Below are 14,798 nucleotides of genomic sequence, written 5' to 3'. Positions count from 1 at the left end.
ATTCATATGGACTTCATGCGGCGGTCGCCATAGTCTCTCCTCGCTCGGCCGAAACCACCGCGTCACGCCCCCGAAGCCCCTGCGCAATACGTCCCCTCCGCAGCGCCCCAGGGCACTGTCCGGTGCCGACTGCCAAGCCGCCTGGTCCCCACCCCCTGTGGCCCACCCCCACGACCAGCAAGGATGTGCATCCAGCCATGCAGTCACCACCCACCCGCAGACTCCGGAGCAGCGTGGCCGCGCTGACCGCCGTCGCGCTCGGCACCGCCGGCCTGTTCACCGCGGCCGTCGTGTCCAACGCCACCCCCGCTGCGGCGGCCGCCGGCGTCCCCACGCTGTCCCCGCTCAACGTGGCCGGCCGCGGCGCCACCGTCCCGTTCAAGGAGCAGGAGGCCGAGTACGCGGCCACCAACGGCTCCGTGGTCGGCCCCGACCGGCTCTACGGGCACCTGCCCTCCGAGGCCTCGGGCCGGCAGGCCGTCACCCTCAACTCGGTCGGCCAGTACGTCGAGTTCACCCTCACGGCGCCGGCCAACTCGATCGACTTCCGCTACAGCCTCCCGGACACCTCGGACGGCAAGGGCCGGGACGCCTCGATGGACCTGCTGGTCAACGGCAGCCGCCTGAAGAGCGTCGACGTCACCTCCAAGTACAGCTGGTACTACGGCGGTTACCCGTTCAACAACAACCCGGGTGACACCAACCCGCACCACTTCTTCGACGAGACCCGCACCCTGTTCGGGACCACCTACCCCGCCGGGACGAAGATCCGTCTCCAGGTCACCTCGACCGCGCAGTCCCCCAGCTTCACCATCGACCTGGCCGACTTCGAGCTGGTCGGCGCGCCGATCGCCAAGCCCGCCGGGGCACTCGACGTGGTCGCCGACTTCGGCGCCGACCCGACCGGTGCCACCGACTCGACCGCGAAGTTCCAGGCCGCCGTCAACGCCGGCCAGGCGCAGGGCAAGACGGTCTTCATCCCGCAGGGCACCTTCACGCTGTACGACCACGTCGTGGTCGACGGCGTCACCCTCGCCGGCGCCGGCCCCTGGTACAGCGTGCTCGGCGGCCGCGACCCGAACAACCGGGCCAAGGCGGCCGGTGTCTACGGCAAGTACGTCGGCCAGGGCGGCCCGAGCCAGAACGTCACCCTCAAGGACTTCGCCATCATCGGCGACATCCGCGAGCGGGTCGACGAGGACCAGGTCAACGCCGTCGGCGGGGCGATGTCCAACTCGACGCTCGACAACCTGTGGCTCCAGCACACCAAGGTCGGCGCCTGGATGGACGGTCCGATGGACCGCTTCACCATCAAGAACAGCCGCATCCTGGACCAGACCGCCGACGGCGTGAACTTCCACACCGGCGTGACCAACTCGACCGTCACCAACACCTTCGTCCGCAACACCGGTGACGACGGCCTGGCCTCCTGGCCGGAGCGGGTGCCGAACGTCAACGACAGCTTCACCCACAACACGGTGATCCTGCCGATCCTGGCGAACAACATCGTCACGTACGGCGGCAAGGACTTCACCATCTCCGACAACGTCATGTCGGACACCATCAGCAACGGCGGCGGCCTGCACATCGCCAACCGCTACCCCGGCGTCAACTCCGGCAGCGGCACCGCCGTCGCGGGCACCATCACGGCCGCCCGCAACACCCTGATCCGTACCGGCAACAGCGACTTCAACTGGCAGTTCGGCGTCGGCGCGATCTGGTTCGACGGCCTGAACGAGCCGATCGCCGGCGCGACCATCAACATCACCGACACCGACATCCTGGACAGCTCCTACGAGGCCGTCCAGACCATCGACGGCTCGTCCAGCGGCATCAACTTCAACAACGTGAACATCGACGGCGCCGGCACCTACGCCATCCAGGCCCAGGCCAACGCCAACATGAAGTTCACCAACGTGAAGGCGAAGAACATCGCCCAGGCCGCGACGCCGATCCACAACTGCGTCGGCACCGGCTTCGTGATCGTCGACGGTGGCGGCAACTCCGGCTGGAACAACGGCACCACCTGCAGCGGCAACTGGCCCGCCCCGCAGTGGACCTACGGCGGGCAGCCCGCGAACGGCGGGAACACCCCGGACCCGACCCCCAGCCCCACCGTGACGCCCACCACCACGCCCACCGCGAGCCCCACCCCGACCGCCACGCCCACCACCCCGACCACGCCGCCGGCGTGCAACCCGGGCACCGGCAACCTGGCGCAGGGCAAGACGGCCACCGCCAGCAGCTTCAACCAGACCTACACCGCCGCCAACGCGGTGGACGGCAACGCCGCCAGCTACTGGGAGAGCGCCGGCAGCGCCTTCCCGCAGACGCTGACCGTCGACCTGTGCGCCGTCACCGGTGTCGGCAGCGTCACCGCCAAGCTCCCGACGAGCTGGGGCTCGCGCACCGAGACCCTCAGCGTGCAGGGCTCCACGGACGGCGTCACCTTCACCAACCTGGCCGGCTCCGCCGCGTACAACTTCGACCAGGGCACCGGCAACACCGTCACCATCGGCTTCGCCCAGGCGAACGTCCGCCACGTCCGGGTGACCGTCACCGGCAACACCGGCTGGCCGGCCGCGCAGCTCTCCGAGCTGGAGGTCCGCTCCACCGGTGCGACCAGCACCCCCACCACCACCCCGACGGCGACGCCCACCAGCACGCCGACCACCCCGGCCAACACCAACCTGCTCGCCGGCAAGGCCCTGACGGCCACCAGCACCGTGGACGTCTACGGCGCGAACAAGGCCAACGACGGTGACGCGAACAGCTACTGGGAGAGCGCCGCGAACGCCTTCCCGCAGTCGCTGACCGCCGACCTGGGCTCCTCGGCCGCCGTCGGCCGCCTCGTCCTGAAGCTGCCCCCGGCCACCGCCTGGGCCTCCCGGACCGAGACCCTGAGCGTCCTCGCCAGCACCGACGGCACCAACTGGACGACCGTCAAGGCCTCGGCCGGCTACACCTTCAACCCCGCGACCGGCAACACCGCGACCATCAGCGTCCCGGGCACCACCGCGCGCTACCTGAAGCTCTCCTTCACCGGCAACACCGGGTGGCCCGCCGCCCAGCTGTCGGAGTTCGAGGCCTACACCTCCTGACCGACCCCCACCGGAGAAGCCCCGCCGTTCCGCAGCCAGCGGAACGGCGGGGCTTCTCGGTGTGTACGGGCGAACGGGCGAGCGGCCGCACGGGCGCGGTCAGCTCCGCGGGCGCACCGGCGCGGTGGAGCCGCGGACCACCAGCTCCGGCTCGAAGAACAGCTCCCCGTGGTTGCCCCGGCCGCCGGCGATCTCGCCCGCGAGGAGTTCGACGGCGGCCCGGCCCATCGCCTCGATCGGCTGGCGGACGGTGGTCAGCGGCGGGTCGGTGCAGGTCATGAACGCCGAGTCGTCGTAGCCGATCACCGACACGTCCTCCGGCACCGAGAGCCCGGCCCGGCGCACCGCGCGGACGGCGCCCAGCGCCAGCGGGTCGCTCGCGCAGACGATGCCGGTGACACCCTGGCGCAGCAGGCGGGTGGTGGCGGCCTGGCCGCCCTCCAGGCTGAACAGGGCGCGCTCGACGCATTCGTCGGGCAGCTCCAGGCCGGCCTTGGCGGCGGCGGCGCGGGCGGCGTCGAGCTTGCGGCGGGAGGGCATGTGGTCGGCGGGGCCGAGCACCATGCCGATCCTGCGGTGGCCGAGCTGGTTCAGGTGGCCGATGGCCTGCTCGACCGCGACCGCGTCGTCGCACGACACCCGGGCGAAGTCGAGGTGGTCGACGGCGGCGTTCAGCAGCACCGTGGGCAGGCCGCGCTCGGCGAGCCGGTCGTAGTGCTCGTGCGGGGCGTCCTGCTGGGCGTAGAGGCCGCCGAAGAAGACCACGCCGGCCACGTGCTGCTCCAGCAGCAGCCCGACGTAGTCGGCCTCGGAGACGCCGCCCGCGGTCTGCGTGCACAGCACCGGGGTGAAGCCCTGGCCGGCCAGCGCCCCGCCGACGACCTCGGCGAATGCCGGGAAGATCGGGTTCTGCAGCTCCGGCAGGACCAGCCCCACCAGCCGGGCCCGCTCGCCGCGCAGCTGGGTCGGCCGCTCGTAGCCGAGGACGTCGAGCGCCGTCAGCACCGCGGCCCTGGTCGCGTCGGAGACGCCGGGCTTCTCGTTCAGCACCCGGCTGACCGTGGCCTCGCTCACCCCGACCTTCTGGGCTACCTGGGCAAGTCGTCGTGTCATGGTCGAAAGTGTACGGTTCTGAGCGCAAGATCCTTGCGCTGGCTTGCGGTCCGACGCAAACGGCCGCCCGATGACGCGCCCGGGCCCGGACAGCAGAGTGCCGCCGGGAGGGGTCTCCCGGCGGCACCGTCCTGCTGGTGGATCCTTACGGGTTCACGGTGATGGTGAACGTCGAGGTGGTGTTCTTGATGTTCTGGAAGTTGTTGCTCAGTCGCAGGTTGTTGAAGGTCACCGAGCCGACCGCCGGGCCCTGGCCGGCCTCGGCCGCCTCGTTGGCCCAGATCGCGATGCCCGACTTGGCGTCGAAGGCGTCGCCGCTCTTCTGCGCCCCGGTGATCGAGACGTTGGTGAAGACGGTGTCGGTGATCGGGTTCTGCGGCTGGCCGCCCGAGTAGTTCGTCTGGAACATGATGCCGTGGTAGGTCGGGTCGACGATGTCGACGTCACTCACCCGGATGCCCTGGAACACCTTCGAGGCGGAGAAGACCCAGATGCCGCCGAAGGTCTGCGACCCCCAGAAGTGGCCGCCGGCCCGCACGATGGAGATGTTCTGCAGGTTGGTCGGGATGGTGCCGAACCCGTTCATGGCGTACCCGAAGTCCAGCGAGCTGATGGTGATGCCCGAGTAGACCAGGGTGTCCGCGATGTAGATGTTGCGGAAGGTGTTGTCGTAGCCGCCGTAGACCGCGACGCCGGCCGCCCGCCAGGTGAGGATGGAGGTCAGGTTCTCGAAGATGTTGTTCTTCTCGTCCGCGCCGCCGGAGTCGATGGCGGAGAAGAGCGCGAAGCTGTCGTCACCGGTGGAGCGGGCCTCGTTGTTGGTGACGAGGTTGTCGGTGCTGCCGTTGGTCATGTTGATGCCGTCGGCGAAGGTGTCCCGGATCCGCGAGTTCTTGATCACCATGGAGTCCGTGTTGGCACCCCAGTACATGCAGATCATGTGCTCGGTCCAGATGTTGTCGATCGTGATGCCGGAGACGTTCGCGAAGTCGAACACCTTGCCGGGGCCGTCGATCCGGGACGTGTAGTTACCGAAGTAGCCGAACCCGGAGAACGTGGAGCCGTTGGCCGTCGACTGGGCGCGGAAGCCCACGTCCGTGTTGGACTGGTCGGTCGGCGCGTAGAAGCGGGTGAACCAGGGGCCGGCCCCGACGACCTTGATCGCCTTGCCGTAGACCTGGAACTTGTTCGCGGTCTGGTAGTCACCGGCCGGCAGGTAGACGCCCACCAGGTTGCCGGTGGTGTCCATCCGGACCTTGTCCAGGGCGGTCTGCACGTCGCCCTGCGCGAAGCCGGTCGGCACGACGTACTTGGCCGGGTCCGGGTTGGCGATCTGGGTGGCCTGCTCCAGGCTCACGAAGTCGATCGCGTAGTTGGTGGTGTTGGCGGCGTCCTTCTGCAGCTTGATCTTGCTGCCGGCCGGGACGGTCGTCCCGAGCAGGACGTTGGCCTCGTCGTAGATGTGACGCGGCCCGCCGGCGCCCGGCGAGTTGCCCGGGCCGGTCTCGCTGCCGTACAGCCAGGAGTACTTGGACGTCAGGTCGATAGCCTTCAGGAAGGTGCCGTTGACGTAGACGTTCAGGGTGGAGTTGATGCCGTCGCCGCCCGCGGCGTCCGGGATCGAGAACCGGGTGACCAGCGTGTTGGTGCTGGCCTTGGTGGTGAACTCGACCGAGCTGCCGGTGGAGTTCAGGGTGACGGCCTTGCGGCCGGAGGCCTCGCCCGCGATGTCGCCGACCGTGCGGTTCGGGCCGACCACGGCCGCGCCGCCCGCGAGGACGCCGTCCTCGGCCTCGTACGTGTCGTACGGCATGTTGGCGCCGCGTCCGACGTACAGCGGCAGGCTGCTGGTGTTGTTCGCCTGCTTGACCGGGAGCTCGTTGGCGTCGTTGGCGATCACCGTCTTCACGGTGTACTTGCCGTTGCCGGCCGTCCAGGTGCCGAGGTTCACCGGGGTGGCGGTGGCACCGGGCGCGATGGCACCGGTGTACGAGCCGGTGAGGGTCTTGACCACGGCGCCGGTGGTGGCGTCCGCGACGGTCAGGGTGACGCTGTGCGCGCCGCCCGCCGAGGCGACGGTGCCCTGGTTCTTGATCGCCGCCGTGAAGGTGACGTTGTTGCCGGCCGCCGGGTTGCCCGGGGTCCAGCTGACCGGGGCGGCGACCAGGTCCGAGCTGGCGACCTGGGCGACGACCAGCGCGGCCGGGTTGGTGTAGCTGTTGTTGGTCTCGTCCTGCTCGATGACGGCGTTGGCCTCGTCGACCTTGGCGATCACCTGGTAGCTGCCCGCGTTCTGCAGGCCCGCGGACACCGAGACGGTGCTGGATGCACCCGCGGCCAGCGCGCCGACCTGGGCGGTGCCGACCTTGGTGGCGCCGAGGTAGACGTTGACACTGGTCGCGCCGGAGGCCGCCGTGCCGACGTTCTTGACCGTCGCGGACAGCGTGACCGGGTCGGTCTCCACCGGGGAGGCGGGGGTGGCCGAGGTCGCGGTGACCGTGAGGTCGGGGTTCGGCGCCGGGGTGCCGATGACCTGGAACTCGGCGATCTGGCCGGCCGAGGAGCCGGTGTTGGTGGTGATCTTCAGCTGCACGTCGGCGACGGTGGCCGAGACCGGGATCGTCACCGTGTTGCCGGAGGCCGGGTCGAAGGTGTACGCCTTCGCGGCCGAGATGCTGGTGAAGCCGCTCGCGCTCTGCTCGCGCCCGAGCACCTCGATGGTCTGGGTCCGGGTGGACCAGGCCGAGGACGGGTTGAGCTTCAGCACGACCGAGTTCACGACCGCGTTCGAACCGAGCTGGGTGGTCAGGGTGTTGGGGTAGCTGCCGCCCGCGCCCTCCCAGTAGGTGGTGGCGTCGTTGTCGGTGGCGTTCGCCGCGACGAAGGTGAAGACGCTGGAGTTCGCCGTGACCGGCTTGCCGCCGGCCAGGTTGGTGCCACCCGTGCTGGTGCCGGTGCGGATCACGGTGTTGCTCGCCGCGGACTGGTTGGCCGCCGCGTCCTTCGCCTTCACGAAGTACGAGACGGTCGCCGTGTCGGGCTGGCTGTCCGTGTAGGTCAGGACGTTGCCCGCCACGCTCGCCCGCAGGGCGCCGTTGGCGTAGACGTCGTAGCCGGTCACGCCGACGTTGTCGGACGAGGCGCCCCAGGTCAGCTTGAGCTGCCCGGAGGCCGGCTGGGTGTACGCCAGGGTCGACGGCGCGGACGGCGCCTGGGTGTCGCCGGCCGCACCGGTGCGGGTCACCGTGTTGCTGGCACCGGACTGGTTGCCCGCCGCGTCCTTCGCCTTCACGAAGTACGAGACGGTGGCGCTGTCCGGGCGGCTGTCGGTGTACGTCAGGACGTTCCCGGCGACGCTGCTGACCAGGGTGTTGTCGGCGTAGACGTCGTAGCCGGTGACGCCGGTGTTGTCGGTCGCCGCGTTCCAGGTCAGCTTGATCTGGCCGGAGGCGGGCTGGGTGTACGCCAGGTTCGACGGCGCGGACGGCGCCTGGACGTCACCCGTGGTCGGCCCGTACACCTCCAGCTCGGACAGCTGGCCGGCCGGCCACGCGGTGTTCGCGGTGACCTTCACCCGGACGTACCGGGTGGTGGTGGTGCCGAGCGGCACCGTCACGGTGTTGCCGGTGGCCGGGTCGAAGACGTAGCCGGCCGAGGCCACCGAGTCGGCGAAGTTGGTGCCGTCGGTGCTGGTCTGCACGGTCAGGGTCTGGGTGCGCGTCCCCCAGCCCGCCGGGAGCTTCAGCACCACCTTGTTGACCGCGACGGCCGAGCCGAGGTCGGCCTGGATCCACTGCGGCAGCGCGTTGTTGGCGCTCTCCCAGTAGGTGGCCTGGTTGCCGTCGTTGGCGTTGGCCGCACCGTAGACGTCCGAGGTGCTGCTCGCCGTGAGGGTACGGCCCTGGGCCAGGTTGCCGCTGGAGCTGGTCGTGCCGTGGACCTCCAGCTCGGAGATCTGCGCGGCCGGCCAGCCGGTGTTGGCCGAGATGGCCAGCCGGACGAACCGGGTGTTGGTCGCCGGGAAGTTGATCTTCACCGTGTTGCCGGCGCCCGGATCGAACGAGTACGTCGCCGAGTTGGTGATGGTGGCGAAGCTGGTGCCGTCGGCGCTGCCCTGCACGGCGAGCGTCTCGGTCCGGGCGCCCCAGCCGGCGGGGAGCTTCAGCACGACCTCGTCGATGCTGGTGCTGCTGCCCAGGTCGACCTGGACCCACTGCGGGAGGGAGCTGCCGGAGCTCTCCCAGTAGGTGCCCTGGTTACCGTCGTTGATCAGCGCGGCGCTCTGTGCGCCGTTCGCGCTGCTGGCCGAGACGGCCTTGCCGGCCGCGAGGTTGGGGCCGCCCGCCGCCGAAGCGGTGGGCAGGAGCGGGCCGGCCACGATCAGCAGGCTTGCTGAGGCAAGTGCCGCCATCAGCCGGGGAATTGGAGCTGTGGATCTCACTGGGTCCTCTTGATCTCGTCAGGATGACAGGGTGGGGGGCGAGGAGGCGCGGTGGGAACGTCCTGCTCGCGTGCCGATCCGTGAGTGCCGCGGGCACGGGGCTCGGGACATGGGAGATGCCCGGGTGACCGGCGGCGAGGAGTGCCCGATGGGCGGTGACCGAGCTGACATCATCTGGAGCCTCCGCTGGAGGGCCGACGAGCTCATGACAGGAGTTGGCGCGGGTCGCGCACGTGGCGCGGGCAGTGCGGCGATGCGGCGGTGCGGCGGTGCGGCGGAGTGGCAGTGCGATGGCGCGGCAGTGCGGGGACTTCAGCAGTGCGGTGGCGCGGGCAGTGCGGCGGTGCGGGAGCTTCAGCGGTGCGGCAGTGCGGTGGCGGCGCGGAGAGGGGGCCGGGCGGCCGCGCCGTCCTCCCTCAAGGACGGCGCGGCCCTACGGTGGGCGGCGGTGCTGTCAGGCGGCCCGGCGCCCACCGGGCGCGGGGTGACGGCGGCCCCTCACGGTGCGAGCGGTCGGACGAGCGTGGGACGAACGTCGGACGAGCGGGGTCAGGCCAGGTGCAGCCAGGCGGCGGTGTCGGCCGGCAGCAGGCCGTCGGCCAGCGGGCCGCTGGCCAGGACGGTCACGGTGTTCGCGGGCAGCGGCACCGGCTCCGCGCCGAGGTTGACGACGCAGAGGAAGTCGGTGCCCCGGCGGAACGCCAGGACGCCGGGCTCGGCGGTGAGCCACTCGAACTTGTCACCGCGCAGCCCGGCCTCGCCGCGCCGGATGCCCAGCGCGGTGCGGTAGAGCGAGAGCATCGAGGCCGGGTCGGCGGCCTGCGCCTCGACGGTGAGCGCGGCCCAGTCGGCGGGCTGCGGCAGCCAGGGCCGGACGCCCTCCGGCGAGAAGCCGTACGGCTGCGCGTCGCCCGCCCAGGGCAGCGGCACGCGGCAGCCGTCCCGGCCGGGGTCGGTGCCGCCGGAGCGCAGGTGCATCGGGTCCTGGAGCTGGTCGACGGGGAGGTCCTCGACCTCGGGCAGGCCCAGCTCCTCGCCCTGGTAGAGGTAGACGGCGCCGGGCAGGGCCAGCGAGAGCAGCGCGGCGGCGCGGGCCCGGCGCAGGCCGAGCACCAGGTCGGTCGGCGTGCCGAAGGCCTTGGTCGCGAAGTCGAAGCGGGTGTCGCGGCGTCCGTAGCGGGTGACGGTGCGGGTGACGTCGTGGTTGCAGAGCACCCAGGTGGCCGGCGCGCCGACGGGGGCGTGCAGCGCGAGGGTGGAGTCGATGGAGACGCGCAGCCCGTCCGCGTCCCAGGGGCGGGCCAGGAAGTCGAAGTTGAAGGCGGTGTGCAGCTCGTCCGGGCGCAGGTAGCGGGCGAAGCGTTCGGCGTCGGGCAGCCAGACCTCGCCGATCAGGATCCGGGTGCCCGGGTAGGAGTCGGCGATGGCCCGCCACGAGCGGTAGATGTCGTGCAGCTCTTCGAGGTCGGCGTACGGGTGCGGGTCGACGTCCTTGACGAAGTCGGGCAGCGCCGGGTCCTTGGCGAGCAGCGCCGCCGAGTCGATCCGTACGCCGGCCGCGCCGCGGTCGAACCAGAACCGCAGGATCGACTCGTGCTCGGAGCGGACCTGCGGGTGGGCCCAGTTGAGGTCGGGCTGCTGGACGGCGAACAGGTGCAGGTACCAGTCGCCGGGGGCGCCGTCCGGGTCCGTGGTGCGGGTCCAGGGGCAGCCGCCGAACTCGGACACCCAGTCGTTGGGGGGCAGTTCACCGTTCTGGCCGCGGCCGGGGCGGAAGTGGAACAGCTCGCGCTCCGGGCTGCCGGGCGCGGCGGCGATTGCCTCCTGGAACCACGGGTGGTCGGAGGAGACGTGGTTGGGGACGATGTCGACGATGGTGCGGATGCCGAACCCCAGCGCCTCGTCGATCAGCTTCTCGGCCTCCTCCAGGGTGCCGAACAGCGGGTCCACGTCGCGGTAGTCGGCGACGTCGTAGCCGCCGTCCGCCATCGGGGACGGGTACCAGGGGTTGAACCAGATCGCGTCGACGCCGAGTTCGGCCAGGTACGGGAGGCGGGAGCGGACCCCGGCCAGATCCCCCGTGCCGTCGCCGTTGCCGTCGGCGAAGCTGCGCGGGTAGACCTGGTAGATCGCCGCGTCGCGCCACCAGTCCGATTGCTCGGGCTGGAGCCTGGAGTTCTGTCCCACGGTGGGGGGTCCTTTCGACCGGAAGCGGAGAAGGGCGTGGTCGGTCTCTAGCCGCCGGCCCGTTCGCGGGGAGGGCTGGACGGGGCCGGCGGCTGGTCCTGCGGGCACTGCTCTCGGCTGGTCAGCCCTTGAGGCCGCCGGAGGTCAGGCCGGACATGATGCTGCGCTGGAAGATCAGGAAGAACACGATCGTCGGGGCCGAGGCGATGGCCAGGGCGGCGATGATGACGTTCTGCGGGAGGCCGGTGGCGAGCGAGCGGATGCCGATGTTCAGCGTCTGGTCGGCCGGGTTCGGCTGGACCAGCAGCGGCCAGAGGAAGTCCTTCCAGACGTTGACCACCGCGAAGATCGACACGACGCCCAGGATCGGCTTGGACATCGGCAGCACGATCGAGCGCAGGGTCCGCAGCGGGGAGGCGCCGTCGATCGCGGCCGCCGCGAGCAGGTCCTGCGGGATGGAGTCGAAGAACCGCTTCAGCAGGAAGATGTTGAAGGCGTTGGCGACGGTGGGCAGCCAGATCGCCCACGGGGTGCTGATCAGGTTCAGGTGCAGGATCGGCAGGTCCAGGACGGTCAGGTACTGCGGCACGATCAGGACGGCCGACGGGATCATCAGCGTCGCGAGCATCATGCCGAGGATGACGTTGCCGAGCGCCGGCCGCAGCTTGGACAGCGAGTAGGCCGCGGCGACGTCGAAGACCAGCTGGAAGGCGAGCGCGCCGAACGCGTAGTAGACGGTGTTGAACAGCAGCCGGCCCATCTTGAGCTGGTGCCAGGCGGTGGCGTACGTGCCCCAGTGGATCTTCGACGGGAAGAACGTGGGCGGGTTCTGGACGACTTCCTGGGTGGACTTCAGGCCGCCGGTCACCAGCCAGTACAGCGGGCCGATGAAGACCAGGGTGAAGACGACCACCACGACGGTCAGGACCGTCCAGTAGACGGCCTTCCCGAGCGGCCGGTTGAGCTGGGTCTGCGCGACGAGCGTGCGCATCTGGGGTTCTTTCACTGCCATGGTCGGCTCCCTTCCTAGTCGTTGTCGCGGCTCAGCCGCGCGTACAGAGCGGAGAATCCGGCGAGCACCACGAGCATGACCAGGCCGAGCGCGGAGGCCACGCCGTAGTTGTTGCCGCCCAGGTCGAACGCGTACTCGTAGACCAGGTAGACGACCGTCATGGTGGAGTTCTGCGGACCGTTGCCGCCGGTCAGCAGGAACGGCTCGACGAAGACCTGCATGGTCGCGACGATCTGGAGCAGCAGCAGCAGCGACAGGATGAGCCGCGTCTGCGGGATGGTGACGTGCCAGATCTTGCGCAGCAGGCCGGCGCCGTCCAGGTCGGCCGCCTCGTACAGCTCGCCGGGGATGCCCTGCAGGGCCGCCAGGTAGATCAGGGTGGCGCCGCCCATGTTCATCCAGGTGGCCGCGATCACCACCGAGACCATCGCGGTGTCCGGGGAGTTGAGCCAGGCCGAGGTGGGCAGGTGCAGCGTCTTCAGGATGTCGTTGAACAGCCCGTAGTCGGGGTTGTAGAAGTACTTGAACAGCAGCACCGCCGCGACCGGCGGCATCATCACCGGGATGTAGACCAGGATCCGCAGGTAGGCCTTGGCGTGCCGCAGTTCGTTGAGCAGCACCGCGACGAAGAACGGCAGCGCGAAGCCGAGCACCAGCGCGAGCGCGGTGAACAGGAAGGTGTTGCGCCAGGCGTGCCAGAAATCCGGGTCGTGGAAGATCCGGTCCAGGTTGTCGAGGCCGACCCAGGTGGTCTTGCCGCGCTTGGTCTTCTGGAAGCTCATGATCACTTCGCGGACCATCGGGTACCAGGTGAAGAACCCGAAGCACAGCAGCGCCCCGAACAGGAAGCCGTGGGCGGTGATGTTGCGGCGCACCTTCTGGCCGAACCCCGTACGGTCCCGGCCCCCGGAGCTGTCCCGGCCCCCGCCGGGGCCACGGCCCGCCGGCGCGGACCGGCGGTTGGTCTTGTAGGGGGAGATGGTCCCGGCCATCGGTTCTCCTGGTGTGCTGGCGCTGCTGGCTGGTCGGTGGACTGCTGCCAGGTGGACGGTTGCCAGGGGTACGGGGGCCGGCGCCTGGGCCGGCCCCCGTCCGCTGCTACTGGAGGCTGCTCAGGACCTGGTTGGCCTGGGTCTCGGCGTCGGACAGCAGCTTGTTGATGTCCGCCCCCTTGTCGGTGAGCACGGCGGAGACGGCGGCGTCCAGCACCTTGTAGAGCTGCTGGGCGTTGGCCGGCTCGGTCCGTCCGGGCACCAGGGTCGAGACGTACGGCGCGTAGTTCTTCACCGGGACGGTCGCGCTGGCGGCCTTCGCGGTGTTGTCGGCCTCCAGGGAGGCGCCGGTGAAGAAGTTCGGCTGCGGGATGCCGACGGGCAGGCCGTCACCCTTGTTGCGGGAGTAGTCGAACTGGCCCTTGCCCATGGTGAGGTACTTGAAGTTCACCCAGGCGACGCCGGCCTTGATCTGGTCCGGGGTGGAGCCCTTCTTGAAGAAGCGGCCGTCACCGCCGAGCAGCGCGGCCTTGCCGCCGGGGACGGGGCCCATGCCGTAGTCCTCGTAGTTGCCCTTGAGGGTCTGCACCATGTACGTGATGTCGTCCGGCGCGCCGACGTAGATGCCGAGCTTGTCGGTCGAGGTCTGCGTCATGAGGTCCGGCCACTTCAGGCCCTGGGTGGCGCCCATGGTGTTGTCGGTCCAGCGCATGTCGTACAGGTTCTGCAGGACCTGCTTGCCCTCGGCGCTGTTGAAGGCGACCTTCTTGCCGTCGTCGGAGAGCATCTTGCCGCCGACGCCGTAGAGCTCGGCGGTGAAGTGCCAGCCGCCCTGGTTGGTGGCGCTGTAGTCGCCGTAGCCGTTGATGCCGTTGCCGAGGGCGGCGATCTTCTTCGCGTCCTCGCGGATCTCGGCCCAGGTGGTCGGCGGCTTGTCGGGGTCCAGGCCGGCCTGCTTGAAGAGCTTGCGGTTGTAGATCAGGCCCATCTTGTAGTTCGTGACCGGCAGGCCGTAGAGCTTGCCGTCACTGTCCTTGAGGGTGCTCAGGACGGACGGGTCGATGTCCTTCAGCGCGGGGACGGTCTTCTCGTTGACGTAGGCCGAGATGTCCTCCGCGGCACCGGCGTCCAGGATCTGGTTGGTGTCGGTGAAGTACGCGTAGAAGAGGTCCGGCTGCGTCTTGCCCGCGAGCTGCGCGGTGAACTTCGCGGGCTCCTCGCACGGCGAACCGTCCGTGGCCTTGATCGTGACGTTCGGGTAGATCTTGTTGAACGCCGCGATGTCGTCGTCCCACTGCTTGCGCTCGGCGGGCTTGGTGGTCGGCGGCTGGCAGTCGGCGGTGATGGTCACCTTGGTCGCCGGGTCCAGCGGGGCCGCCGCGTCGCTCGACTTGCCGGAGTCGCCGCCCGACGACTTGTCGTCGGCGGAGCTGCTGCAGGCGGCGGCCGAGAAGGCCAGGGCGCCGACGACCACTGCGACGGCGGATCTGCGGAGAAGTCCGTTGGTCTTCATGTGCGGGTGGACCCTTCTACAAGCACGGTGGGCACGGTTGGCGCTCGGGGCGCAGGAGAGCCCATGTGTTCCGGTGGGGGCCGCGCCGTCCTACGGACGGAGCGGGGACGTGCGGGTGAGGTGGTGCACTCTGCGGCTTCGGTGCCCCCGGCGGTGTCCTTGCGGGGCCCCTGGGCGGGGCCTCCGTTCGGGCTCCCCCTGGTGGCGCCGCTCACTTAACCACCACCCGACAGATGACCACAAGATGTCTACAGGATTTCGCAAAAACACGATACTGAGTCGTGACTTACGAACCACGAGGCCGCAACTTACAGGTTTGGGACATGACAGGGGGGTGGGGGGCGGAGCCCCCCCCCCCCCCCCACCCCCCCCCGCCCCCGGCCCGGACCAGTGGCGTATACAAAAAGGGAACGGGCGCCGGAGGAAATAGTGTTGTTAT

At 69.9% G+C, this 14,798-nt stretch carries 7 protein-coding genes and 1 pseudogene; 2 read left to right on the top strand and 6 right to left on the bottom strand.

The annotated features are described in order from the left end of the window. Positions 1 to 197 precede the first annotated feature (197 nt). Together ACFUK0_RS05625 and ACFUK0_RS05620 are read left to right on the top strand one after the other, a co-directional pair. A pseudogene (locus ACFUK0_RS05625) lies at positions 198 to 2,603 on the top strand (discoidin domain-containing protein); the annotation flags it as partial. Next, on the top strand, positions 2,598 to 3,101 hold the full coding sequence (locus ACFUK0_RS05620; RefSeq protein WP_380246792.1) for a discoidin domain-containing protein: 504 nt from the start codon (positions 2,598 to 2,600) through the stop codon (positions 3,099 to 3,101). The pseudogene ACFUK0_RS05625 and the gene ACFUK0_RS05620, both read left to right, overlap by 6 nt. A gap of 99 nt (positions 3,102 to 3,200) precedes the next feature. Here the strand turns inward: ACFUK0_RS05620 and ACFUK0_RS05615 are convergent, their stop codons facing one another. From ACFUK0_RS05615 to ACFUK0_RS05590, 6 genes are all read right to left on the bottom strand, one after another. After that, on the bottom strand, positions 3,201 to 4,214 hold the full coding sequence (locus ACFUK0_RS05615) for a LacI family DNA-binding transcriptional regulator (protein WP_380246757.1): 1,014 nt from the start codon (positions 4,212 to 4,214) through the stop codon (positions 3,201 to 3,203). Between the two features lie 145 nt (positions 4,215 to 4,359). Next, on the bottom strand, positions 4,360 to 8,625 hold the full coding sequence (locus ACFUK0_RS05610; protein ID WP_380246756.1) for a discoidin domain-containing protein: 4,266 nt from the start codon (positions 8,623 to 8,625) through the stop codon (positions 4,360 to 4,362). Positions 8,626 to 9,204: 579 nt separating this feature from the next. Continuing rightward, positions 9,205 to 10,842 (bottom strand): glycoside hydrolase family 13 protein, encoded by a 1,638-nt coding sequence (locus ACFUK0_RS05605; protein ID WP_380246755.1) that lies wholly within the window; start codon positions 10,840 to 10,842, stop codon positions 9,205 to 9,207. Positions 10,843 to 10,963: 121 nt separating this feature from the next. Next, positions 10,964 to 11,854, bottom strand: a complete 891-nt coding sequence (locus ACFUK0_RS05600) for a carbohydrate ABC transporter permease (RefSeq protein ID WP_380246754.1) — start codon at positions 11,852 to 11,854, stop codon at positions 10,964 to 10,966. Between the two features lie 14 nt (positions 11,855 to 11,868). Further along, positions 11,869 to 12,846: a carbohydrate ABC transporter permease gene (locus tag ACFUK0_RS05595; RefSeq protein ID WP_380246753.1), complete on the bottom strand. Its 978-nt coding sequence runs from the start codon at positions 12,844 to 12,846 to the stop codon at positions 11,869 to 11,871. 106 nt (positions 12,847 to 12,952) lie between these two features. After that, a complete protein-coding gene (locus tag ACFUK0_RS05590; protein ID WP_380246752.1) occupies positions 12,953 to 14,359 on the bottom strand; it encodes an extracellular solute-binding protein in 1,407 nt (468 codons plus the stop codon). Between the last annotated feature and the right edge of the window lie 439 nt (positions 14,360 to 14,798).

Origin of the sequence: Kitasatospora sp. NPDC057223, assembly GCF_042669755.1 — a bacterium.
Lineage (GTDB): Bacteria > Actinomycetota > Actinomycetes > Streptomycetales > Streptomycetaceae > Kitasatospora.
Note: the sequence above shows the minus strand (reverse complement) of the source record. Positions and strands in the feature narration are given on the sequence as shown.

Bases quoted from the DNA above. Each gene is read 5' to 3' on its own strand.
- ACFUK0_RS05615 (WP_380246757.1), bottom strand. From the start codon at position 4,214: ATGACACGACGACTTGCCCAGGTAGCCCAGAAGGTCGGGGTGAGCGAG.
- ACFUK0_RS05610 (WP_380246756.1), bottom strand. From the start codon at position 8,625: ATGGCGGCACTTGCCTCAGCAAGCCTGCTGATCGTGGCCGGCCCGCTC.
- ACFUK0_RS05600 (WP_380246754.1), bottom strand. From the start codon at position 11,854: ATGGCAGTGAAAGAACCCCAGATGCGCACGCTCGTCGCGCAGACCCAG.
- ACFUK0_RS05595 (WP_380246753.1), bottom strand. From the start codon at position 12,846: ATGGCCGGGACCATCTCCCCCTACAAGACCAACCGCCGGTCCGCGCCG.
- ACFUK0_RS05590 (WP_380246752.1), bottom strand. From the start codon at position 14,359: ATGAAGACCAACGGACTTCTCCGCAGATCCGCCGTCGCAGTGGTCGTC.